Source organism: Micromonospora yangpuensis, assembly GCF_900091615.1.
Taxonomy (GTDB): domain Bacteria; phylum Actinomycetota; class Actinomycetes; order Mycobacteriales; family Micromonosporaceae; genus Micromonospora; species Micromonospora yangpuensis.
On the sequence record NZ_FMIA01000002.1, the window covers coordinates 1,686,097 to 1,708,953 of the forward strand.

19 protein-coding genes are annotated in these 22,857 nt (G+C 72.4%); 10 read left to right on the forward strand and 9 right to left on the reverse strand.

Annotated features, from left to right (window positions below; genetic code table 11):
* Window positions 1-56: 56 nt before the first annotated feature.
* From GA0070617_RS07815 to GA0070617_RS07850, 9 genes are all read right to left on the reverse strand, one after another.
* A complete protein-coding gene (locus GA0070617_RS07815) occupies window positions 57-1,367 on the reverse strand; it encodes an endonuclease/exonuclease/phosphatase family protein (protein WP_091435333.1) in 1,311 nt (436 codons plus the stop codon).
* The gene (locus GA0070617_RS07820) at window positions 1,364-2,419 is read right to left on the reverse strand and encodes a glycosyltransferase family 2 protein (protein WP_091435335.1); all 1,056 of its coding nucleotides are present in this window, start codon (window positions 2,417-2,419) and stop codon (window positions 1,364-1,366) included. Before GA0070617_RS07820 ends, GA0070617_RS07815 begins: the two co-directional genes overlap by 4 nt.
* 86 nt (window positions 2,420-2,505) lie before the next feature.
* Entirely contained in the window at window positions 2,506-3,531 is a 1,026-nt protein-coding gene (locus tag GA0070617_RS07825; protein ID WP_229688096.1) for a UbiA prenyltransferase family protein, read from the reverse strand.
* A 21-nt stretch (window positions 3,532-3,552) separates the two neighbouring features.
* Window positions 3,553-4,605 carry an NAD-dependent epimerase/dehydratase family protein gene (locus tag GA0070617_RS07830; protein WP_268239619.1) on the reverse strand — a complete coding sequence of 351 codons (1,053 nt, stop codon included), beginning with the start codon at window positions 4,603-4,605 and terminating at the stop codon, window positions 3,553-3,555.
* A complete protein-coding gene (locus GA0070617_RS07835; protein WP_217628914.1) occupies window positions 4,602-5,930 on the reverse strand; it encodes an aspartate aminotransferase family protein in 1,329 nt (442 codons plus the stop codon). The genes GA0070617_RS07830 and GA0070617_RS07835 overlap by 4 nt, the downstream gene beginning before the upstream one ends.
* Before the next feature lie 133 nt (window positions 5,931-6,063).
* Entirely contained in the window at window positions 6,064-7,128 is a 1,065-nt protein-coding gene (locus GA0070617_RS07840) for a lysylphosphatidylglycerol synthase transmembrane domain-containing protein (RefSeq protein ID WP_091435339.1), read from the reverse strand.
* On the reverse strand, window positions 7,125-8,135 hold the full coding sequence (locus GA0070617_RS07845) for a glycosyltransferase family 2 protein (RefSeq protein WP_091435341.1): 1,011 nt from the start codon (window positions 8,133-8,135) through the stop codon (window positions 7,125-7,127). Before GA0070617_RS07845 ends, GA0070617_RS07840 begins: the two co-directional genes overlap by 4 nt.
* A gap of 255 nt (window positions 8,136-8,390) precedes the next feature.
* The gene (locus GA0070617_RS29780) at window positions 8,391-8,636 is read right to left on the reverse strand and encodes a DUF1178 family protein (RefSeq protein ID WP_139135618.1); all 246 of its coding nucleotides are present in this window, start codon (window positions 8,634-8,636) and stop codon (window positions 8,391-8,393) included.
* 40 nt (window positions 8,637-8,676) lie between these two features.
* Window positions 8,677-9,387 (reverse strand): AfsR/SARP family transcriptional regulator, encoded by a 711-nt coding sequence (locus GA0070617_RS07850; protein ID WP_091435343.1) that lies wholly within the window; start codon window positions 9,385-9,387, stop codon window positions 8,677-8,679.
* Window positions 9,388-9,589: 202 nt separating this feature from the next.
* Between GA0070617_RS07850 and GA0070617_RS07855 the strand changes: the two genes are divergently transcribed.
* From GA0070617_RS07855 to GA0070617_RS07900, 10 genes are all read left to right on the forward strand, one after another.
* Window positions 9,590-10,546: a UbiA family prenyltransferase gene (locus GA0070617_RS07855; protein ID WP_091435345.1), complete on the forward strand. Its 957-nt coding sequence runs from the start codon at window positions 9,590-9,592 to the stop codon at window positions 10,544-10,546.
* Window positions 10,547-10,738: 192 nt separating this feature from the next.
* On the forward strand, window positions 10,739-11,779 hold the full coding sequence (locus GA0070617_RS07860) for a sensor histidine kinase (RefSeq protein ID WP_175440464.1): 1,041 nt from the start codon (window positions 10,739-10,741) through the stop codon (window positions 11,777-11,779).
* Complete coding sequence (locus GA0070617_RS07865) at window positions 11,776-12,459, forward strand: response regulator (protein WP_229688095.1); 684 nt, start codon at window positions 11,776-11,778, stop codon at window positions 12,457-12,459. Before GA0070617_RS07860 ends, GA0070617_RS07865 begins: the two co-directional genes overlap by 4 nt.
* Window positions 12,460-12,609: 150 nt before the next feature.
* Window positions 12,610-13,917, forward strand: a complete 1,308-nt coding sequence (locus GA0070617_RS32000) for an AMP-binding protein (RefSeq protein WP_175440465.1) — start codon at window positions 12,610-12,612, stop codon at window positions 13,915-13,917.
* A 574-nt stretch (window positions 13,918-14,491) separates the two neighbouring features.
* Window positions 14,492-16,327 (forward strand): asparagine synthase (glutamine-hydrolyzing), encoded by a 1,836-nt coding sequence (asnB, locus tag GA0070617_RS07875; protein WP_091435351.1) that lies wholly within the window; start codon window positions 14,492-14,494, stop codon window positions 16,325-16,327.
* Window positions 16,328-16,428: 101 nt separating this feature from the next.
* Complete coding sequence (locus GA0070617_RS07880) at window positions 16,429-17,277, forward strand: TauD/TfdA dioxygenase family protein (protein ID WP_091435353.1); 849 nt, start codon at window positions 16,429-16,431, stop codon at window positions 17,275-17,277.
* Window positions 17,278-17,279: 2 nt separating this feature from the next.
* Window positions 17,280-18,890 (forward strand): GMC family oxidoreductase, encoded by a 1,611-nt coding sequence (locus GA0070617_RS07885; protein WP_091435355.1) that lies wholly within the window; start codon window positions 17,280-17,282, stop codon window positions 18,888-18,890.
* Window positions 18,887-20,740 (forward strand): GNAT family N-acetyltransferase, encoded by a 1,854-nt coding sequence (locus GA0070617_RS07890; RefSeq protein WP_091435357.1) that lies wholly within the window; start codon window positions 18,887-18,889, stop codon window positions 20,738-20,740. Before GA0070617_RS07885 ends, GA0070617_RS07890 begins: the two co-directional genes overlap by 4 nt.
* Window positions 20,741-20,787: 47 nt before the next feature.
* Window positions 20,788-22,161, forward strand: coding sequence for a hypothetical protein (locus tag GA0070617_RS07895; RefSeq protein WP_091435359.1), 1,374 nt, complete (start codon window positions 20,788-20,790; stop codon window positions 22,159-22,161).
* Window positions 22,158-22,856, forward strand: a complete 699-nt coding sequence (locus GA0070617_RS07900; RefSeq protein WP_091435361.1) for a class I SAM-dependent methyltransferase — start codon at window positions 22,158-22,160, stop codon at window positions 22,854-22,856. Before GA0070617_RS07895 ends, GA0070617_RS07900 begins: the two co-directional genes overlap by 4 nt.
* Window position 22,857: the final 1 nt, after the last annotated feature.

Below are 22,857 nucleotides of genomic sequence, written 5' to 3' on the forward strand. Positions count from 1 at the left end.
ACCGCATGCCGGTACCCCGCTCCGGGGCGGAGCGGGGCGACCGGTCGTACCCGGGGTCAGCCGTCCTGCCCGACCGAGACGGTCAGCAGTTGGCCGCGGTGGTCGGACATGCCGTCGGCCGGGACCATCCGGTAGTCGTGGGTGCGGGCCGGGCCGTCGGTGAAGGCCCAGTCCAGCCGCCACTTCGGGGCGTCGCCGTCCGGCCAGGAGACCGGGTACGGCGTGTCGCTGGCCCGCGCCGCGTCGGTGACCTGGGCGGCCAGCTCGCGTAGCTCGCCCATCGCGCTGGTGGCGTTGAAGTCACCGGCGATCAGCCGGCCGTGCGGGTTGGCCGCCAGGTCGGCCCGCAGCGCACGGTAGTGGGCCTGCCGGCGGTCCTGCTGGGCCCGCATGAACTCGGTGAACTCGGCCGAGGTCGGGTCCATCGAGATGTCCAGCTGCACCGGCACGTGCACGTTGTAGACCGAGAGCACCCGACCGTCGACGGTCAGGTCGGTGCGGAGCACCTTGTGCCGGTAGTAGTCGTCGAAGTCGGAGTTGGCCGGTACGCCGTGGCGTGCCGGGTCGGTCAGGTACGGCCAGCCATCGAGGAGCCGGGTCGACCGGATCGGCATCCGGGACATGGTGAGCAGCTCGCCGGTGGCCACCACCTGGTAGTCGGGGAACCGTCGGCGCAGCTCGGCGAGGTGGTCGACGCGGACCGGGCGGTGTCCGGCCAGGTCCCAGCCGACGTACTCGCTGAGCAGGTAGACGTCGGCCCGCTGGGCGGCCAGGTAGTCGTAGAACCGTTGCGGGTCGTCCCCGTCGGACCAGTACTCGGTGTTCCAGGCGAAGACCCGTACCGCCCCCGGTGGGGCCGGGGTGGCACCGCCCACCCCGGGCAGTGCGGCCGGGTTCAGCCCGGCCAGGTCCAGGCCGACGACCACCAGGCAGACCGCGACGGCGGCCAGCCGGCCGCGGACCGGGCGGGCCAGCGGGGCGAGCAGCAGCAGCAACGCCGGCACGGCGGCGAAGACCAGCGGTGGGGCCAGTTCGACCGGCCGCCACCACCAGTAGCCGCCGGTCAGCAGCAGGAAGGCGGCCAGGAACCCGGCCCAGGCGGCGGCCAGGCCGACCAGCAACCGGGTCCGGCGCGGCCACCGGTTACGCCGTGTCCCTCCGCTGCCCCGCCGGCCCGGCTGCGGGTCCTGCTCGGACGCTCGGGTCGGGTCGGTCGCTCGGGTCGGTTCGGACGGGCGGGTCGGTTCGGTCGGGCGGGCCTGGTCGGTCGGGTAGGTGAGGTCGGTGGTCGGGTGGTCGGTGGGGACCCCGGGGGTCCCCGGCGCGGTGGTGACCGCGCCGGGGACGGGGTCGAGCAGGAGGCTCATGCCGCCGCTCCGACCATGGTGGTGGCCGGCGTGCCCTCGCCCGACCAGTCGGCGTCGTACAGGTTCCGGAAGTCACGCGACAGCAGCCACTGGGCGGCGCCCACCGCGATGCCGGCGGCGATCGCCACGTTGGTCAGGAACACCACGCCGGTGAAGACGGTCAGGAACGGCACGCCCCGGTTGCGCCACACGTGCCGGTACATGTCGGTGTCGGCCGAGAGCGACACCCCGAACAGCACCGCGGTCAGCAGCAGCCACGCCGGGTGCAGCACGGCCAGCGGCAGACTGGCCAGCGCCCCGAGGGCGGCCACCGTGCCGAAGGAGCGGGCCGGGCTCTCGAAACCCTTGGCGAACCTACGCCGGCGGGCGAAGAGCGGCACCCGCAGCCGGGCCCGGCGGTACAGCTTGCGCAGCAGCGGCAGCAGTTCGTGGTCGTCGTCGTGCCAGCCGCGTACCTGGTCGGTGACCATGATCTGGTAGCGGGCGGACATCCGCTCGCCGTAGTCGACCTCCTCGGTCTGGCGCAGCCGGGGGTTGAACGGGCCGACCTCGTCGAAGACCCGGCGGGGGATCGCGGTCAGCGAGGAGAACAGGAAACTCACCTCGCCCAGCGAGGTCATCCGCCAGCAGTACGCCTGCTGCACCCGGCACTCCTCGACGATGCTGTCCCGGATCAGCGGCTCCTCCTCGTAGATGCCGCAGACCGCGCCGTACTCGGGGTGGGCGGCCAACTCGGCGACGGCCTTGGCGACCGCGTCGGGGCGCAGCGCCACGTCCGAGTCGACGAAGAAGAGGATCTCGCCGTTGGCGGCGGCCGCCCCGGTGTTGCGGGCCACCGCGACCCCGCTGTTGCGGGGTGTCTGGAGCACGGTCACGTCGCGCCGGCGGGCGCGGGCCAGCGAGTCGTCGGTGCTGTGGTCGTCGACCACGATCACCTCCAACGGCTGGTACGTCTGGGCGAGGGCGGCGTCGACGCACTTGCCGATCGAGTTGGCGTAGTTGTAGTTCGGAATGATCACCGAGACCAGCGGGTTGGTGGTCGGGGTCGTCATCGCGGAGTTCTCCTCATCAACGAGCGGGTAAGGGACCGGGGTGGGGGACCGGGCCGCCGGCGGGGCGACCCGGTCCGGGCCACCGGTCAGGGAACGAGATCGAGTACGGCCGGGTACTGGCTGACCAGCAGGGTGCCGCCGAGCAGTACGCCCCAGAGCAGCGAGTTGACGAGCATGGCCCGGTCCCGCAGCAGCACCCGGGTCGGTTCGCCGCCGTCGCCGTCGACCACGACGACCTGGAGGTAGCGGGCCATCGCGAACATCGCGAACGGCATCGAGCCGACCAGCGCCAACGCCTGGTACGGGGTGGGAACGGTGGCCTGCACGTGGCCGAGGAACCCGCTGACGGTCACCGCGGCGCAGAGCACGATCAGCAGATCGAGGTACTGCACCGAGTAGCCGGCCAGCGCGGGCCGGTGGGAGCTGCCACCGACGGCCATCTCGTGTCGCCGCTTGCCCAGGATGAGCAGCAGGCAGAGGGCGAACACGGAGATCAGCAGCCAGCTGGAGACGGCCACCTGAGCGGCCAGGTACCCCTGCGTGATGCGCAGCAGGAACCCGCCGGCGACCACCAGCACGTCCAGCAGGGGCACGTGCTTCAGGCCCCGGCTGTAGGCCACGTTGAGCGCCAGGTACACCGCCAACGGCCACCACGGGAACGCCGGCCCGAAGGACACCGCCGCGACCAGCGCGACGCCGATCAGACCACCGAAGGTGTACGCCGCCGGCACGCTCACCCGGCCGGAGGCGACCGGCCGGTGCCGTTTGGTGGGGTGGGCCCGGTCGCGGTGCCGGTCGTAGACGTCGTTCCAGACGTACACCAGGGCGCTGACCATGATGAACAGCAGCACCGCCCAGGCCACCCGGCCGAGCAGGTCGAGGCCGAGCCGGGGGCTGTCGATCAGCACCAGCGGCACCACCAGCAGGTTCTTCGCCCACTGGTGCGGCCGGATCAGGGTGACCAGGTCGCGCAGCGGCGTCCGGTCGGTGGTCGCGCCGGTGACCGCGGTGCGGGCGGCGGTGGCTCCGGTGACACCGACGGCACCGGTACGGCTGACGGGGTTGGTCAGGGTGGACCCGCCGAGGGTGGGCGGATCGACGAGGACAGTCACGGTCTACCTCCGGGTGCCGGGTCAGAAGACGGCCTTGGCCAGTCCGAGAGCGCCCTGCTTCCAGGGGTCCCGGCTGGTCCGGCCGGCCGAGGTCGGTGCGGCGGTGCGGTGGCTGCTCTGCCACCAGCGGTAGGTGCGCAGGATGGCGTCCTGATTGGACAGTCGAGGCGTCCAGCCGAGCACGTCGCGGGCCTTCTCCACGCTCACGTACGAGTCGGCCAGCAGCTTGTGGATCAGCCGCCCGTACACCGGCGAGAGCTTCAGCCGTTGCAGCAGCTCCAGGGCGGCGACGGCGGGCCGGGCCGGTACGGAGACCACCCGTTTGCCGTGGCCGGCGGCGTCCAGCACCGCCTGGAAGTCCTCCCGGATGGTGCCGAACCGGTCTGCGGCGATGTTGAACGTGTCGTTGGCGACGGTGTCCGGCGCGCGCAGCACGGTGCGTACCGCGTCCACCAGGTCGTCGATGGCCAGCATCTGGATCCGGACGTCGCCCCGGCCCAGCACCGGGAAGTTGCGGCCCTCCTCGGCCCACTCGAACAGCATCGAGAAGAGCCCCATCCGGCCGGGACCGAGGAACGTCTTCGGCCGCAGCATCGGCACCAGCAGCCCACGCTCGCGGAACCGCTCGGCCACCTCCTCCGCGCCCGCCTTGGCCCGGCTGTACGGGTCGACCGGCTCGCGCGGGTACCGCTCGGTGGTCGGGACCACCTTCGGCAGCCCGTACACCGCGGTCGAGGAGACGTGCACGACCCGTTCTGCGCCGGCGCGTTCGGCGGCGGCCAGCACCGTCTCGGTGCCGCCGACGATGATCGAGCGGATCTCGTCCTCGGGGTAGCTGGGCAGGGCCGCGGCGGTGTGCACCACCGCGTCCGCGCCGGCCACGGCGGCGCCCACCCCGGCGGTGTCCCGCACGTCGGCGACCAGGTAGTCGACGCCGGGTACCGGCTCGATCGGCTGCCGCACGTCCAGGCTGCGCACCCGCCAGCCGTCGTCGGCCAGGGCCTGGACCAGGTGCCCGCCCAGCATTCCGCTGCCGCCGGTCACCACCACCGTCTTGGCACTCACGTTGTTCACCACAGCGACGACACCTTCTCCTTGACGAAACGGGAGACCAGCCGGGGCAGGCCCTGGGCGAGGGTCTGGTCGAGCCGGTCGACGAAGCGCTCCACGTCGACCGGGTCGACGACCAGTGGGGGACCCACCACCAGCGGATTCTTTCCGTTGAGCGTGTAGTACGTGTATATGTCGTGGTCCCGGTAGAGGGCGTTGACGACCGCGCAGGTGACCAGCTTCGTCCCGAACTGGGGATCGCGGGCCAGGCCGGCCGGGGCGAGCTTGGCGACGGCGTCCAGGGCGCGCGGGGCGTTGAGGAAGACCCCCCACAGCGCACCCGCGCCGCGTACCTCGGAGACCGCGTCGGGGTGCTCCTTGGCGATCCGGGCCAGCCCCGGGGCGAGAATCCGTTCGATGTCGCGCGCCCGGGCCGGGAAGTCCTCCTCCACCGCCACGTTGATCGCCTCGATCGCGGTGGCGGTCTCCTCGCCGAAGCCGTAGTAGGTGGTGCTGGTGCTCTGCAACAGGGCGTCGTTGAAGCTCTCGTACGCCTTGTGGAAGATCGGCCGACGGGCCACGTACGCCGAGATCGAGGACTTGCCGCCGCCGAAGGACTTCGAGGTGGTCACCACGTCCGGGATCAGCCCCGGGTAGCGCATGAAGTAGAACATCGAGCCGGTCTTGCCCCACCCGGTGTAGATCTCGTCGAAGATCAGGACGATCTCCTCCCGGGTGCACAGCTCCCGCACCCCGCGCAGGAACTCCTCCGAGCACCACCGCATCGTCGAGGCGCTGAACGGCTCGATCAGCAGGGCGTACACGTCGCTTCGGCCCCGCCGGTCCCGGCTGGCGTCCACCGCCGCCCGGACCGAGGCCAGGTCGTCGTAGCCGAAGCTGACCACGCCCGGGATGCCGGGGAAGGCGAAGTGGTTCTGGGCGCTGCCGGTCAGGCTGCCCGAGCCGAGCAGCTTGCCGTGGAAGCTGATGTCGCTGCGCAGGATCGTGTTGCGCCGGCCGCCGTGGTACTTGTAGGCCAGCTTGACCGCGCCCTCGACCGCCTCCGCGCCGGAGTTCGGCAGGAACGACATGTCCAGGTCGCCGGGGAGCACCTCGGCCAGGTTGTGTGAGAGCGCGGCCAGGTACGGCGAGAAGTAGGTCTTGTGGACCTCCATCCGCTGCCGGGCCTGGAAGCGCTGGCGGGCGGCGAGGATGCGCGGGTGGTTGTGGCCGTGGCTGAGCACCCCGACCCCGCCGGTGAAGTCCAGGATGGCCCGCCCGTCGCGGGTGTGGATGTAGGCGCCCTGGGCGTGGTCGGCCAGCTCCCGGCCGAAGCCGAACGAGGTCATCAGGCTGACCTGGCTCTTGTTCACGTACTTGCGGTACAGGTTCTGCACCTGGTCGATCGAGAGCTGCTCGGCCGCGTCGACCGTGTAGAGCTTCGCCATGGTGGGTCCCTTCAGGATGGGTGAGGAGGGGGATTCAGCTGGTGGTGGGGGTGGGGGTGAGTCGGGCGGTCGCGGGCCGCGTCGCCCGCTCCCGCAGGGCGACGGCGGCCAGCGCCGTGCCGGCGGTGAGGATCTCGGCGAGGGTGGTGAGCACCCGGCTGGCGATCGCCGCGGTGACCGCCGCCGGCAGCGGCAGCACCGTGGCCAGGGCGGCGACCACGATCACCTCGCGGACCCCGGCGCCGTCCGGCACGAACAGGGCGAGCGTGCCGGCGGTGGTGGCCAGGGCGAACGCGCCGACGGCCACCGGCAGGGCGGTCCCGGCCTCCGCGCCGAGCAGGACCGCGAGGACCCACAGGTGCACGCCGGAGAGCACCCAGGACAGGCTCTGGTACCCGATCGAGCGCCGGACGTCGGCCGGCCGGGTGAGCGTGGCCGGGGGCGGCCGGCGGGTCACCCGGGCGGCCAGCGCGACCAGGGTGTCGATCACCCCGGGCCGGACGACCAGCACCGCCAGCAGCGCGACCGGGACGAGCAGCCAGGCCAGCCCGGTGCCGAGCACGGCCGGCGCGACCAGCAACCCCACCGCCCCGCCGGTCAGCATCACCACGACCAGGTTCACCAGGTACGTGCCGGCCATCCGGACCCGGCTGACGCCGGCCTGCTCGCCGAGGCGCAGCTGGGCCAGCAGCCCCCAGAGCCGGCCGGGCACGAACTTGCCGAGGAAGCCGACGAAGAACATCCGGATCCCGGCCCCGGTCGGCACCGGAGCGCCGAGGGCCGCCAGGGTCAGCGTCCAGGCACGGGTGCCGCAGAGCAGCCCCACCGCCGTGACCACCAGCGCGGCGAACAACCAGCCGGCGGTCTCCGGGCGCAGCAGCCGGCCCAGGGCCGACCACTGCTGTCCGCGCAGGGCCACCGTGACCCCGCCGACCACCGCCGCCACGAAGGCCACCGTCAGCACCGGCCGCAGCACCCGCCGCCAGCGGTGCCGGCCGCCCGGTCCGCCCGGCGCGTTCGTCGCCTCCGCCGTCGGGCCGGCGTCGCGTCCGCCCGCGTTCGTCGCCGGGGCCGTGCCGGGCCCGCCCGGCGCGTTCATCGGCGGGCCTCGGCCAGGCTCAGCGGCTGCGGCGTGGCCGTGCCGCGCAACCGGGTGAGCAGACCGACCGCCGCGCCGGCCACGATGGCCAGCTGGGCGACCAGGTGCACGCCGACGAAGTACGCCAGGAAGGCCGACCCGCGCTCGCGACGGACGAAGGGCAGCAGCCCCGGGTCGGCCAGCAGGAACAGCCCGAAGCAGACCACCGGTACCGCCCAGAGCGCCGGGTGCACCAGCCCCAACGGCAGGCTGAGCAGCACCAACGGGGCGACCAGCACACCCAGGGCGGGATTGACCGCGACACTGCCGGCGCGCATCCGGTGCGACCCGGCGAACGCCGCCAGCGGCAGCGACCGGCGGTACTGCTCCCGCAGCATCGCGCGGAACCCGGCGCAGTCGTCGTGCCGGCCGACCACCGTGTCGGTGAGCCGGATCCCGGCCACCCGCACCAGCCGGTCGCTGTACTCGACGTCCTCGGCGTCGCGCAGTCCCTCGTGGAACCGGCCGGCCGCGGCGAACACCGAGCGGCGCACCGCGGCCAGCGCGAAGACGGCGGTGCTGACCCGGCCGACGCTGCGCCGCCGCCACCAGTGCGCGTGCAGGACCTTGTAGTGCTCGATCGGCCCGTCGTCGTACAGCGGCCGGGTGTCGTAGGTGCCGTGCACGCAGCCGCACTCCGGGTCGGCCGCCAGCACCGCCAGCGCGTTGGCGATCGCGTCGGGGCGCAACGCCACGTCGGAGTCGACGAAGAAGAGGATCTCGCCGGTCGCCTCCCGGGCGCCGATGTTGCGGGCCGCCGACACGCCCTTGTTGCCGCCGCCGGCGACGATCCGGCACGGGTAGCGCGCCGCGATCTCCCTCGACCGGTCGGTGGAGCCGTCGTCGACGACGATCACCTCGTACGGCCGGTGCGTCTGGGCGAACACGGCGTCCAGGCACGCGCCGAGCGTTTTCTCGTAGTTGTAGTTCGGCACGATCACCGACACCGTCTGCTCATCAGCGGCCATTCGGCCTCTCCCTTTCACGACCGACGTCGGTTGTGACGTCCAGGAACTCCGATGTCGATGACGTTAGGCAGCCGTCGATCCCCGGCCAAGGTGGCGAATCCTTTTCCGGTGCCGATCTCCTCGAAGGTGGCAAGGGCGACTACGACCAAAAGCGCATTCCTGCGGCGTACCCGGAATGGTGCGCGTGGAGCGCGCACAGAAAGGCACCCGGTACGCCAGTCGGCGTACCGGGTGCCTTCGTTCGGTGGGTTGCTCTCAGTTGCGTTGGGTGAGGCGCAGCAGCATCGGCGGGCAGTCGTCGGCGGTGCTCAGCAGGAACCGCCGGGCCCGCCGCAGGCCCGCGCGCCACCGGGTGGGCAGCGACCGGGGTGGGGTCGGTGACGTGGCCGGCTCCGGCGGGGCGAGCCCGGTCCCCGACGCCGCCACCGAAGGCCGGGCGTCGACGGGCCGGACCGGCCCGGGTGCGGTGGTAACCGCGGGTCGCAGTTGGGTAGTGGTCACGGTTGCTCCTTCCAGTTGCGTTGTCGGCATCCGGTGGCGGTCACACCTCCGCCAGCCGGCCCCGGGCAAGGTCGTCCCAGCGCAGCGCCTGCGAGGTGAGACCGAGCCGGTGGTGGCAGTCGGTAAGCACGGCGAAGGCCACCGGGTCGTAGGGGTCGACGTCGATCGCCCGACGGTTCCAGTGGATCGCCGTCCACCAGTCGCCGGTGGTCAGGGCCAGGTCGCTGAGGTACCGCAGCGCCTGCAGGGCCCGGGTCCGGCACCACTCCCGTTCCGTCACCACCCACTGGGCGTCCTGCGTGGGCAGCAGGGGGCCCTGGTAGACCGCCACCGCGCGATGGAAGTGCTCGGCGGCCGCGGCGTGGTTGCCGGCGGCGACGGCGGCCTCGGCGTTGGCGATCCACCTGCCGAACGTGGTGACGTCGATCCGCAGCTCGTCGGCGCGCAGCAGGTAGCCACCGTCGACCGAGCAGATCTGCACCGGCGTCGGTCGGCCGGCCGGGCCGCCGAGCGCCCGCCGCGCGCCGTGCACCGCGGCCTTCACCGAGGTGGTACCCGCCGACGGCGGCAGGTGCGGCCAGAGTGCCTCACGCAGCGTGTCCCGGCTGACCGGCCGCCCGACGTGCAGCAGCAGGTACTGCACCAGTGCCCGGGACCGACCGGCCCGCCAGTTCGTCACGGGATTGCCATGAATGGTGATCTGGAAGCCGCCGAACAGTTCGGCGGTCGACGATTCTGCGTGGTACGACATGAGGACTCCGCTGTGCTCCGTGGTTGGCTGGGTGGGAGCGACAGGTCGACCATAAATTGCGTGCGTCGCGGCGGGCAGGTAGCGGGTGTTGTCCGGGGTGGGGAAGTAGCGTTTGGTAGTGCCACCCCTGCGACCTAGGTCGTAGTCCGGGTTGGTGGCTCGGATGAACCGGAAAAGGTGTGGCGGCCTCACGATGTTTCACATGACCTACTCGGTGAATGGGCTCGACCGGTACTTCCGGGTCGACGGCCCGGTCCGGCCGGCGGTGCCGGCGTTGGCAGCCATCGCCCAGGGCGGTGGCCAGGTGGTGGCGAGTTGGCGGGAGGCCCGCCCGGTCGTCCAGGTCATCTTCCAGTTGCGGTTCTTCGCCGGTGCCGCGGTGGCCGCTCCGCACGCCGTGGTGACCCGCCCCGGGGCGCTGCTGCTGGGCTCGCTCGCCTGGCTCTGCGCGACCTGGTTCGTCTATCTGCTCAACGGGCTGAACGACCAGGTCGAGGACCGGCGCAACGGTTCGCACCGGCCGTTGGCCACCGGGGCGCTGCCGACCGCCGCCGCCCGTCGGATCGCGGTCGGGCTGGCCGCCGCCGCGCTGCTGCTGGGCGCGGCGGTGTCGCTGCGGCTGGCCGGCCTGGTCGCGGTGATGCTGCTGCTCGGTTGGCTGTACTCGGCCGGTCCGCGCCCGCAGAAGGGCAACATGCTCGGCTTCGTCCTGGTCGTCGCCGCCGGTGGGGTGGTCACCTACCTGGCCGGCAGCGCGGCGGCGGGCGGCCTGTTCGAGCCGGAGCTGGTGGTGCTGATGCTGGCCATGTCGATGTGGATGGCGCTGGCCGGCACCACCAAGGACCTCTCCGACGTCGCCGGTGACCGGGCGGCCGGCCGGCGTACCCTGCCGGTGCTGCTCGGCGACCACGGGGCCCGCCGGCTGATGGCCGCGCTGGTCGCACTGGCCGGCGGGGTGCTGCTGATCGGCGCGCTGCTGGTGACCCCGACGCTGGCCGCGCCGGCGGCCGTGCTCACCGTCGGCGCGACGGCGGTGGTCGGCTGCCTGCTGGCCGGCACCGGGGCGACCGATCGGCGGCGGCAGCGCCGCCCGTACCGGATCTTCATGGTCAGCCAGTACGCCGTTCACCTGACGGTGCTGAGCCAGTTCGTCAACTGACAGCCGACTATTCGTCACACTTCCGTGCCGCCTTGGAAACACGCGTATCGTCGACTGTGGCCGCTGGACCTTGTGGTGCCAGCGGCCATGATCTAATCTGCGCGGCCCACGCGCTACCTGTGGTAATCTCGGGCGTGACAGGGGGGATCCATGGGGAAACCACATGAAATGGGACCTGTGGGTGAGGTCGAGTTGTCCTCAACGGCACGGGAAATTGTCGCCGCTTTCCAGGATTCGCTCCGTCGGCAGGGCAACGAGCTGGTCACCGGCCCCGAGGTCGTGGCGCAGCTCGCGATCCAGGTCCAGTCGGTGCTCGACGACATCGAGGCCCGCCTCTCCGGTGCCGACGCGACCTCGGTGGAGCTGGTAGGTGAGTCCCGACTCTTCAACGTCGACATCGGCGCCGACCGGGCCCGCCGGGGCATCCACCCGGTGCAGTCGCTGCGCGCGGCGACCACCCTCTTCGAGGTCATGCTGCGGATCCTCACCCGCGACCTGCCTCCCACCGACAGCGCCGCCGCGCTCCGGCTCAGCCGGGCGCTGCACGAGGCCATCATGGCCCGGGTCGCGTTGGCCTCACTGTCCTATGTGGGGTTTCTGATGGAGAAGCTCCAGGCCTCCCGGCAGGAGGAACGGACCCGGATCGCCCGGGAGCTGCACGACCGGGTGCTGCACGAGATGGGCCTGACCCTGCACCGGCTGGACCTGCACCGGCACTACGCCGACCGCGATCCGGCGCAGGCCCGGGCGAAGGTCGACGCGGCCATCGAGTCGCTGGACGAGGCGCTGCGCACGGTGCGGACCCTCTCCGCCGAGCTGCGCCGCTCGGTCGGCGAGTACGGCCTGGAGCGCACCCTGCGTGCCTACCTGGAGGCCAACGCGCCGACATCGGTGCAGTTCTCGGTGACCACCACCGGCGACGTCAAGGCGCTCCCGCCCGACGTGTCGGAGGAGCTCTATCTGATCATGCGGGAGGCGGCCCGTAACGCGTTGCGGCACGCCGACCCCGGCCGGCTGGAGCTCTCCATCGACGTGGGTGACGACGCGGTCGCCGCCGCGGTGGTCGACGACGGGGCCGGGTTCGACACCGGTGACCCCGACCGGGCCCGGGGCGGCCTGCCCTCGATGTACGAACGGGCGCTGTTGTTGCACGGCGTCCTGACCCTGACCAGTGCGCCCGGCAGCGGTACCCGCGTCGAGGTGCGAATCCCGTTCTCCGAGGCAGGGCTGTGAGCATTCCCGTACGGTCGCAGATCAGGGTGTGCCTGGCCGACGACCACAACCTGTTGCGTGACGGCATCCGCGAGATGCTCTCCACCGAGCCGGAGTTCGCGGTGGTGGGCGAGGCGTCGTCCGGCCCCGAGGCGCTGGCCATGGTGGCCCGGCTGCGCCCCGAGGTGCTGCTGCTCGACGTGGAGATGCCCGGTCCGGGTGCACGGGCCGTCATCCGCCAGGCCCGGCAGGTGGCGCCGGAGACCCGGGTGATCGTGCTGACGATGCACGACGACCCGGACATGGTGCACGAGTTGCTGGAGGCCGGCGCGGTCGCGTACCTGCTCAAGACGATCCTGCGGGACGACCTGATCGCCGCGGTCCGGTCGGTGGTCCGCCGGCCCAGCCAGAGCGTCCTGCTGGCGGTCTCTCGGGAGACCGTGGAACGGCTGGACCGGCAGAAGCCGCGCACCACGGGCACCCCGCTGACCGCCCGGGAGCTGGAGGTGCTCCGGCTCATCGCGGAGGCGATGAGCAACGCGCAGATCGCCAGCCGGTTGTTCATCACCGAGGCGACCGTCAAGCGGCACCTGACCAACATCTACGCCAAGCTGCACGCCGTGTCCCGGGTGGACGCCATCCGTAAGGCCACGGCCGCCCGGCTGATCAAGCCGATGGACGACCATCCCACCGTCTTCTGAGGGCGGCCCGGCGGGTATGACCGGGGTGTGACCGGAGCTGGCTAGCTTCGGTGGGGTCGGATGTCGACGAGGTGTCGCGGGTGTTGCCGGATCCTCGCCGACCGCCGTCGTCCATGCCGTTGTCCGGGTCCGCACTTCTGGGAGCAGCACATGTTCGGGCGAGAGGAGCTCCGCTACGTCCAACTCGTGGCCACCGAGGCCAGGGAGTTCGCGGTCTGGCCGATCGGTCGACGACCTCCCCGGGGCTGGCGGGTCGTCCCCTTCGCGGGCACCCTCGCCGCCTGTGGTCGCCACGTGGCGGAGCTGCACCACGCGGCGGCGACGCGCAGCGGTGGTGGGCAGGCACCGCAGTCGGCCGGCCACGAGCTGGTCGGGCTGTTGGCCAAGGCCGCCGGGGAGCAGCCGGATGCCGTCGCGCTCTCCGCAGGAGCACTGCGGATGACCTACCGCCAGCTCTGGGAGCACGTCGAGGAGCTGGCCGCACGCCTCGGCGAGGCCGGCGTCGGCCCGGGTGGACGGGTAGCCGTCGTCGGGCGACCGCCCGCGGACCTGGTCGTCGTCGTGGTCGCGGTACTGGTCGCCGGGGCCACCTGTGTGCTGGCCGAAGGCGGGTCGCCGGAGGCCACCGGCGAGGCGGTGCGGGCCGTCCGGCCCGACCTGGTGCTGGCCCCGGCCGGTACGCCCTGCGTGCCGCCCTGGTGGCCGGAGGCCCGCTGCCACTGGTCGGGCCCGACCGGGAGCACCTGGCACGCCTGGGGCACCACGGAGCAGGCCGCCGGGACCGGTGGGAGGGTGGCCACCCCGGCGAGCGCACCGGTGACCGGCGGGGCCCCGGCGGAGGCGGCCCTGGTCGTGTCGGCCTCGCCGGACGGCACCGGGGTGGTGTGGCGCGGCCAGCAACTCGCCTGGCTCGCCGGCGGCTGCGGGCTGCCCCGGCTGGGTTGCGGCGACCGGCTCCTGCCGTTGGCGCCGCTGGATGCGACGACGACCCTGGTGGTGGCGTTGCGCGCGTTGCTCACCGGGGCGGAGCTGGCGTTGCCCGCCGACGGCGACCGGTCGTCGGCCACCGGGCCGGTCCCGGCCCGGTGGCGGTTGCGCGTCGAACGGGCCGACGGATCGGTCGACGAGATCCAGGTGTTCGGCTTCGCCGAGACCACGATGCTGGCTGCGACCGTGGACCCGGCGACCGGTGAGCTGACGCCGTTGCCGCAGACCCGGGGGTGCGTGCTGGACGGGCACCTCGCGTCGGTCCCCCGGGGACAGGTCGGTGAGCTGTACCTCGCGGGCACCCCGCTGGCCGCCGGCTACCTGGACCGGCCCGAGCTGACCATGGGCCGGTTCCTGCCCGACCCGTCCGGCGCGGCGCCGGGCAGCCTCATGTTCCGCACCGGGTTGCTGGCCCGGCAGGTGGCGGAGCAGCGGTTCAGCCTGGTCGGACCGGCCAGCACCGGGAGCTGACCGGACGGCCCATCCGACCAGCGGCGTGTCGCGGCAACAACATCATGATCGCCGGGCGCCGGCCGGTGGGGTGGGTGTCTGTTGTGTCCGGTGGGTGGATGGTGGATGCGTCCGGGATGGATTGTTTCGTTCGTCGGTGAAGTGTATTTCCGGCCAGGTTGGGGTGGCGGGTTCCACTCGCATCTGGCCGTTGGCCTGCGCTTACGTCCGACTCGGTCGCGGCTGTCCCAGGATGCGGTACCTGGCTTTTTGGCTACTTGTGCTGCGTACCGACGACGGTCATTATGAGTTCGTTCCGGGATGCGGCATTGCACATTCATCCGACGTGGTGGTGTTTTTGCAGGTCAACTGCAGTGTCGTGGCCCGGAACGGATCGACCAGCCAATCAGTCGGAGCTATTTTACGAACGTGTTTCCGGCGCATGGCCTCGATGCGTCGGGGCTGGTCGGTGCCATGGTGGTACGGCCGCAGGCGCGGTGCCGCCATTTTTGAAGACTTCTCTGGGGCCGATTCTTGACTCGGCAGTGCCGCCGGGCGAATGTCCGACGACCGCGCGGGTACGGGAGATCAACGCATGAGTGGAATTGCCGGCTGGATCGACTTCCGCCGAGATATCGGTACGCGGTCGAGCATTCTGCGGGCCATGACCGGGACGATGCGTGATCGCGGTCCGGACAGTGCCGGTGTCTGGATGTCGGCCCACGCCGGCCTCGGCTACCGGGGGTTGGACACCGGGGCGCCCGGTGGCTCCGGGAACCTGGCCCGGGTGGAGTTCGGCGACGCGGCGGTGACGCTGGTGCACGCCGGGCCGATCTACAACCTCCGTGAGCTGCGCCGGGCGGTCGAGGCGGCCGGCACCCGACGTCGGGCCGAGTCCACTCCGGAGATCCTGCTGGAGACGTACCTGCGACACGGGGAGCGCTTCGTCGAGCAGCTCGACGGCATGTTCACCGTCGCCGTCTGGGACGGCCGGCACCGCCGGCTCCTGCTGGCCCGGGACCGGCTCGGACTCAAACCCCTCTACTACCACCGGTACGCCGACGGTGTCGTGTTCGCCTCCGAGCCCACGGCGGTCCTGACCCACCCGTTGGTCACCGCGCGACTGGAGCTGGCCGCGCTGCCCATCGTGCTCCAGCCACGGCTGACCCGGGCGGGGGAGACCCCGCTGGTGGGGCTGCGTGAGCTGGCCCCGGCCGAGCTGCTCGGCTGCACCGCCGAGGGCACCACCAGTCGGCGGTACTGGGAGCTGACCAGCGCACCGCACCACGACTCGTTCGACAAGACCGCCGCGCACGTCCGGGAACTGCTGGAGGAGAGCGTCGGCCGGCAACTGGCCACCGGGGTGCCGGGCGGCGCGATGCTCTCCGGCGGGGTCGACTCGACCTCCGTCGCGGCACTGGCGGCGCAGCTGCTCGGCGGTGGTGGGCAGCGGCTCGACACGTACTGCGTCGAGTTCGCCAGCGACCCGTCGCACTTCACCCCGACCGAGCTGCGCCCGGACGTGGACGCGCCGTACGCGGCGGCGGCGGCCGAGTTCCTCGGCACCCGCCACCACACCCTGACCGCCAGCGTCGAGGACCTGCTGGCCGCGATCCCGGCTACCCGTCGGGCCCGGGGTCTGCCCGGCTGGGGCCAGTTCGACGCCTCGATGTACCTGATCTTCCAGCAGATGCGCGAGCGCAGCGTGGTGGCGCTGACCGGGGAGGCGGCCGACGAGTTCCTCGGCGGGTACCCGTACTTCTTCAAGGCCGACCGGCTGGAGCGCGACACCTTCCCCTGGATCGGCGACGGACCCCGGCTGGTCGACTACCTCGCCCCCGAGCTGCGCGACGTGGTGCGGCCGGCGGCCGACGAGCGGGACCGGTACCACGACCTGCTCGGCCAGGTGCCGAGGCTGCCCGGGGAGGACCCGGCGGACGCCCGGATGCGGGAGGTCTTCTACCTCGGCATGGCCGGGCCGCTCGCGGTGATCCTGGACCGCAAGGAACGCATGAGCATGGCCCACGGCCTGGAGGTACGGGTGCCGTTCTGCGACCACCGGCTGGTGGAGTACCTGTGGAACGTGCCGTGGTCGATGAAGTCGGCCGGCGGGGTGAAGGGGCTGCTCAAGGCGGCCATGGCCGACCTGCTCCCGCCGGGCACCGTCAACCGGCGCAAGAGCGCCTACCCGCACGTGCAGAGCCCGCGCTACGACGAGGCGCTGATCCGGGAGGCGACCTGGATCGTCAACGACCCGGCCTCGTCGCTGCGCGCGATGTTCGACACCGCCCGGCTCAACGGCCTGATCCGGCAGATCACCGCCGGCCGGATGGACTCCGAACTGCCGGGCGGGGCGAGCCCGGCGCACCTGCTCATCCAGCTCGTGGAGCTGCGGGCCTGGATCGAGGAGAACAAGGTGGCGCTGCCGTGACGACCCCGGCCACCGGGCCGGAGGGCCACCCCGACGGTGGCCACCAAGCCGGACGGCACCCACGCCCCTGACGCACCGCCAGACGAAAGGCAGGCAGTCTGATGCTCGAACTGGTCCCCCTCGCCGAGGGCGTCGGCACCGAGGTCCGTGGCATCGATGTCACCGGCGACATCTCCGACCGCGACTTCGCCCGCATCCACCGGGCCTGGATGGACACCGCCGTCCTGCTCTTCCGTGACCAGAAGCTGACCCCGGAGCAGCACATCGCCTTCACCCGGCGCTTCGGTGAGGTCTTCGCGTACACCCGTTCGCAGTTCAACGACGTCGAGCACCCCGAGATCCTGTTGCTGTCCAACCTGACCCGCGACGGCAAGCCGATCGGCTCGGCGTACAGCGGGCGGGTCTGGCACACCGACGGCCACTACCTGACCAACCCGCCGGTCGGCTCGATGCTCTACGCCATCGAGGTGCCGCCGGTCGGCGGCGACACCTGGTACGCCAACATGTACGCCGCCTACGAGGCGCTGCCCGAGCGGGTCAAGGAACGCATCGAGGACCTGCGGGTGGTGATCAGCCGGGTCCAGTCCCGGCCGTACAACTACCCGGACCGGCCGGCGCCGACCGAGCAGGAACGGGCCGAGTGGGTGGACGTGTCGCACCCGATCGTGCGTCGGCACGAGGTGAGCGGCCGCAAGGCGCTCTACGCCGGCGGCAACGTGCCGTGGCGCATCGAGGGGCTGCCGGTGCACGAGAGCGCCCCGCTGGTCACCTTCATCCAGGAGTTCGCCGTGCAGCCCCGGTTCACCTACCGCCACCAGTGGCGGCCGGGCGACATCGTGCTCTGGGACAACCGGGGCGCCATGCACCGGGCCACCTACTACAACGACGTGGCGCACCGCCGGCTGCTGCACCGGACCACCATCGCCACCGACCGCCCGATCCCGGCCTGATCATGGCGACGTACGACTACGTGGTCGTCGGTGCCGGCGCGGCGGGCTGCGTGCTGGCCGGCCGGCTCACCGAGGACCCGACGGTGAGCGTGCTGCTGCTGGAGTCCGGCCGGCAGCGGCGCAGTCCGCTGCTGTCCATCCCGGCCGCCGAGACGATCCTGATGGGCAACCCGCGCTACGACTGGTGCTTCGACACCGAGGCGGACCCGACCATCGACGGGCGGAGCCTGCGCATCCCCCGGGGCCGGCTGCTCGGTGGATCGAACGCCATCAACGGCATGATCTTCGTACGCGGCCAGCGCCAGGACTACGACGACTGGGCGGCGCTGGGCAATCCCGGGTGGTCGTGGGAGGGGGTGCTGCCGTACTTCCGGAGCATGGAACGGGTGGCCGGGATCGGCGGGGACAGCCGGGGCCGGTCCGGGCCGATCGCGGTGGGGTTGCCCCGCGAACGCGACGAGCTCTGCGACGCGTTCCTGACCGCCGCCGGCAAGGCCGGTTACCCGGAGAACCCGGACTACAACTCCGGCGACCAGGAGGGGTTCGGCTACTACCAGGTCAACCACGACGGTGGGCGGCGGTCGTCGGCGCTGGGCGGGTACCTGCGGCCGGCCCGGCAGCGGCCCAACCTCACCGTGCTGACCGGCGCGCACGTCGGCCGGCTCCGCTTCGACGGCACCCGCTGCGTGGGGGTGACCTACCGGCACGGCGGCGCGGAGCACACCGCCGACTGCGGCCGGGAGGTGATCGTCAGCGCCGGCACGGTGCAGTCCCCGCAACTGCTGGAACTCTCCGGCGTCGGCCCGGCGGAGGTGCTGCGCAACGCCGGGGTGCCGGTGGTGCACCACCTGCCCGGGGTGGGGGAGAACTTCCGGGACCACTTCGCGGCCCGGCTGCGGTGGCGGGTCCGGCAGCCGATCACCTTCAACGAACGCTCCCGGGGCGTACGCCTGGCCGGCGAGGTGCTGCGCTACCTGGGCACCCGCCGCGGCCTGCTCAGCCTCCCGATCGCCCTCGGGCACGGCTTCGTGCGCACCAGCGACACGCTGGACCGGCCGGACGTGCAGTTCCACTTCGCCCCGGCCAGCTACGGCGCGGGCTCCACCCGGCGGCTGGACACCCGGCCCGGGATGACCGTCGGGGTGTACCCGCTGCGCCCGGAGTCGAAGGGCTCCATCCACATCCGCAGCGCCGATCCGGAGCAGCCGCCGGCGATCCGGCCCCGGTTCCTCGACACCGAGCTGGACCGGGCCACCCTGCTGGCCGGCATGCGGATCGCCCGGCGGATCGTCGAGGGCGCGCCGCTGGACGCCTACCGGGAGTTCGAGACCCAGCCCGGTCCGGACGTCCGCACCGACGACGAACTGCTGGCGTACGCCCGGGAACGGGGGGACACCTCCTACCATCCGGTGGGCACCTGCCGGATGGGCGACGACCCCGGCGCGGTGGTCGACGAGCGGCTGCGGGTGCGGGGGCTGGCCGGGTTGCGGGTGATCGACGCCTCGGTGATGCCCACCATGATCTCCGGCAACACCAACGCGGCCAGCATGATGATCGGCGAGAAGGGCGCGGCGCTGGTCCGGCAGGACCACCGGGCGGGGGCCGCCCGGTGACCGGCGCCCCGGTCACCGTCGGGCCGGGTGACCCGGAAAGCGCCGGGGTCACCGTCGGGCCGGGTGACCCGGACGACGCCGAGGTCGCCGCCCTGCTGCGGCGCTCCGAGGAGTACGCCCACTCGCTGTACCCGCCGGAGAGCGTGCACCTGCTGCCGGTGGCCGAGCTGCGCGCCCCCTCGGTGGCCTTCCTGGTCGCCCGCGACGCGGCAACCGGTGCGCTGCTGGGTTGCGGCGCGGTGGTGCTGCCCGAGCCCGCCGCCGGCACCCTCGCCGACGGTGCGGATCGTGCCGAGCGGGCCGGTGCCGGGGCGTACGCCGAGGTGAAGCGGATGTTCGTCGAGCCCGGCGTGCGTCGCCGGGGGGTCGGTGCCCGGATCCTCGCCGCGCTGGAGCAGCGGGTCCGGGCCGCCGGGGTGGGCACCGTCCGGCTGGAGACCGGGCCGGACCAACCCGAGGCGATCGCGTTGTACCGGCGACTCGGCTACGTCGAGCGGGGACGCTTCGGCGACTACCCCGACGACCCGCTGAGCATCTTCATGGAGAAGGCCCTCGATCCGCCGGGGGCCGGACAGGAACAGGGGTCAGGGATGGACACGACACCGCGCCCGGTGCTGGTGGTGGTCGACGGCTACTCCTCCGGGGCACAGCTGCCGGGGTTGCTGCGCGAACGCGGCTGGGACTGCGTACACGTGCAGAGCAGCCCCGACCTGCCGCCGTACTTCCTGGCCAGCTTCGACTCCACCGCCTGGATCGACAGGTACGGCTACCTCGGTGACCTCGGCGCGCTCACCGACGTGCTGGCCCGGTACCGGCCGGCGGCGGTGCTGCCCGGCTCGGAGAGCGGCGTCGCCCTGGCCGACCTGCTCGCCGAGGCGCTCGGCCTGCCCGGCAACTCCCCACAGAGCAGCGCCGCCCGACGCCACAAGTACGAGATGCACAACCGGTTGAAGGCGGCCGGCCTGCGCAGCATGGACCACTACCTGGCAGGTGACCTGGCCGGGCTGCTCGACTGGGCCGGCGGCGGCTCGTGGCCGGTGGTGCTCAAGCCGCCGGCCAGCGCCGGCACCGACTCGGTGACGTTCTGCGCCGACGCCGGGGAGCTGACCGGGGCCTTCCAGCGCCTGCACGGCGCGGTCGACCAGCTCGGCAACCGCAACGACACCCTGGTCGCCCAACGCTTCCTGACCGGGCAGGAGTACTTCGTCAACGGGATCAGCGGCGACGGCCGGCACGTGGTCACCGAGATCTGGCGCACCGACAAGATCCGGGTGCCCGGCGGCGGCTGGATCTACGACCGCAGCGTCCTGTTCGACCCCACCCAGCCCGAGCAGAAGGAACTCGTCGACTACGTGCACGGGGTGCTCGACGCGCTCGGGGTCAGCTACGGCGCCCACCACACCGAGCTGATGGTCGGCCCGGACGGCCCGACCCTGGTGGAGTGCGCCTCCCGGATCTCCGGCGGGCTGAACCGGCCGGCCGCCGCGCACGCCGTCGGCGCGAGCATGCTCGACCTGGTCACCGAGATCGTCGTCGAGGGGCCCGGCTTCGTGCCCCGGTACGCCGACAGCCGGCCCGGCCACGCCGCCCCGCTCTGGCAGGTGCAGTTCATCTCCACCGTCGACGGCGTGGTGGTCGAGTCGCACTACGCCGAGCTGCTGGCCAGCCTGCGCAGCCGTACCTGGTTGCAGCGGGCCCCCCGACCGGGCGACCGGGTCTACCGCACCAACGACCTCTTCTCCAGCCCCGGCATCGTCTTCATGACCCACCCGGACGTCGACGTCCTGGCCGCCGACCACGCCCTCGTGCGGCAGTGGGAGCAGGAGAACCGGCTCTTCACCGTCGCCTGAGACACCGCACCAGCGGGCCGTTCCGCGCCTTGAGAAGGGACACCAGCGTGCCTGACACCGACCGCTTCGACTACGCCGACAACCTCACCCGCGCCGGCCGGTACCGCGACCACCGGGGCGCCTTCTGGCCGCCGACGGCAAGCTACCGACCGATCGGGCTGGACCTCGCCCCGGCCACCCCGCAGCTGGACGCCGACTTCCCCACCGCGCTGGCCGGGCTGCGTACCGCGATCGAGGCCGAGTGGGCCGGGGCCAAGGAGCACGGCATCGCCGTACCCCGGCGGTTGGCCGACCCGGCGGTCACCGCGGCGGCGCTGCGCCGGGTCGCCGGGCTGCTGCCGGCCGAGGCCGACCGGCGGGCCGCGTCGCTGCGCGCCGACGCGGTCGAGCACGGCTACACCGACGAGATCCTCAAGGAGCTGACCGGCCTGGTCGAGGAGGTCACCCTGGTCGCCGGGCAGGTTTCCACCTGGTACGGCAAGGACATCCGGGGTCTGCCGACGGCGTTCGCCTGCCGTCGTGACGACCAGCGGCAGGCCGACGTGGACCGGGCGCTGGAGTTCCTGCCGGACGTCCCGCCGTACCTCGGGCGGCTCCACGCCGACCTGCGCCTGGGTGACCTGCCGGCGTTCGGCGCGGCGCAGCTGTTCTTCATGGCCGGCGAGGGTGACCTGCACCCCAAGCACATCGCGTACTTCCTGCCGGAGGACGAGGGCGTCAAGTACTCGCCGTTCAAGAAGACCTACTACTTCGCCAACGTGCACCGGGCGCTGGTGCGGGGGGTCTCCGGGCCGCTCGCCGCCGACCTGCTCACCCTGGACACCCCGGTCGACCTCGACGACGAGCGGTTCGCCACCATCGGCACGCTCGGCGTGCTCAGCCACGAGTTCGGGCACTTCGTGCAGCGACCGGCGACCTCCTTCAAGGAGCTCAACGCCGCCGACCGGTGGGCCTCGGTGGTGCTCCAGGAGGTCGCCGCCGACGTCTTCGGCATCCTGATCCTCGCCGAGGTCTGGGCCGAACGTCTCGCCCTGACCCCGGCCGACGTGATCGCCTACTACCTGGCCGAGTGCCTGCGCTACGTCAGCCGGGGGCTGGGCCACTTCCCGGACAGCGACGGCATGTACCTGCAGCTGTCGTACCTGGTGCAGGTCGGTGCGCTGGAGACCGACGGGGTCCGGCTGGTCGGCGGGCACAGCGCGGTGGTGGCCGGGCTGCGGTCGCTGGCCCGGGTGCTTGCCGACTTCCTGCTCGCCGGGGACGCCGAGCTGGCCGGTCGGCTGCACCACGACTACGGGCCGGCCAACCCGGCACCGCTGCGGGCCCTCGTCGACGCGCTGCGCCGGCGACCGGCCGGCTCGGTCGAGTACGGACAGTCGCACACCACGATCGCCACGGCCGACGGGGAGAACCAGCAGTGATCAAGGTCGAGCAGCACCTGGAGCAGGTCCGCGAGTACTACCGCACGCACCGTTCGGTCGACGGGCAGGCCGAGGGCACCATCTACGCCATCTGGGAGCGGGGCCGGGCGTTCAACGACTCGGTCACCCCCTCCACCTACGTGCCCGAGTACCGGTCGCACATGACCCTCAAGCTGCTGTCGTTGACCGCACCGGGCGCGGCCGTCTTCTCCCTCGGCTGCGGCAACGGCTTCGTCGAGGGCGACCTGGTGGCCCTGGACCGGACGGTACGGGCGATCGACTTCAACGACGAGGCGGTCGCGCTCACCCGGGGCCGGGGGGTGGACGCCTTCGTGGCCGACTACTTCGACCTGACCCCGGCCGACCTGGCCGGCACCGACCTGCTCTACGCCGACGGGTTCCTCGGCCACGTCTTCACCGCCGAGGAGACGGTCACCCCGGCGCTGGCGCAGCTGACCGGGCTGGGGTTGCGCTCCGGGGCGTACGTGGTGCTCTCCAACGACGCCCCGTACGACCCGGCGGCCGACTACGCCCCGCACGAGCGGGTCGCCGGGTTCTGGTTCGTCTCCCGGGAGTACCTGGGCCAGGAGCTGGCCCGGGCCGGCCTGGTGCCGGTGGAGAGCTACTACTTCCCGTACCTGCGGCCGATCAGCGGGCTGCGCAACCGGACCATCTGCGTCGCCCGGGTGCCCTGAC

What these genes read in the sequence shown, in the direction of transcription:
- GA0070617_RS07815 (WP_091435333.1), bottom strand. Translation starts at nt 1,367, where the DNA reads ATGAGCCTCCTGCTCGACCCCGTCCCCGGCGCGGTCACCACCGCGCCG.
- GA0070617_RS07820 (WP_091435335.1), bottom strand. Translation starts at nt 2,419, where the DNA reads ATGACGACCCCGACCACCAACCCGCTGGTCTCGGTGATCATTCCGAAC.
- GA0070617_RS07835 (WP_217628914.1), bottom strand. Translation starts at nt 5,930, where the DNA reads ATGACCTCGTTCGGCTTCGGCCGGGAGCTGGCCGACCACGCCCAGGGC.
- GA0070617_RS07840 (WP_091435339.1), bottom strand. Translation starts at nt 7,128, where the DNA reads ATGAACGCGCCGGGCGGGCCCGGCACGGCCCCGGCGACGAACGCGGGC.
- GA0070617_RS07845 (WP_091435341.1), bottom strand. Translation starts at nt 8,135, where the DNA reads ATGGCCGCTGATGAGCAGACGGTGTCGGTGATCGTGCCGAACTACAAC.
- GA0070617_RS07850 (WP_091435343.1), bottom strand. Translation starts at nt 9,387, where the DNA reads ATGTCGTACCACGCAGAATCGTCGACCGCCGAACTGTTCGGCGGCTTC.
- GA0070617_RS07855 (WP_091435345.1), top strand. Translation starts at nt 9,590, where the DNA reads ATGACCTACTCGGTGAATGGGCTCGACCGGTACTTCCGGGTCGACGGC.
- GA0070617_RS32000 (WP_175440465.1), top strand. Translation starts at nt 12,610, where the DNA reads ATGTTCGGGCGAGAGGAGCTCCGCTACGTCCAACTCGTGGCCACCGAG.
- asnB (WP_091435351.1), top strand. Translation starts at nt 14,492, where the DNA reads ATGAGTGGAATTGCCGGCTGGATCGACTTCCGCCGAGATATCGGTACG.
- GA0070617_RS07880 (WP_091435353.1), top strand. Translation starts at nt 16,429, where the DNA reads ATGCTCGAACTGGTCCCCCTCGCCGAGGGCGTCGGCACCGAGGTCCGT.
- GA0070617_RS07885 (WP_091435355.1), top strand. Translation starts at nt 17,280, where the DNA reads ATGGCGACGTACGACTACGTGGTCGTCGGTGCCGGCGCGGCGGGCTGC.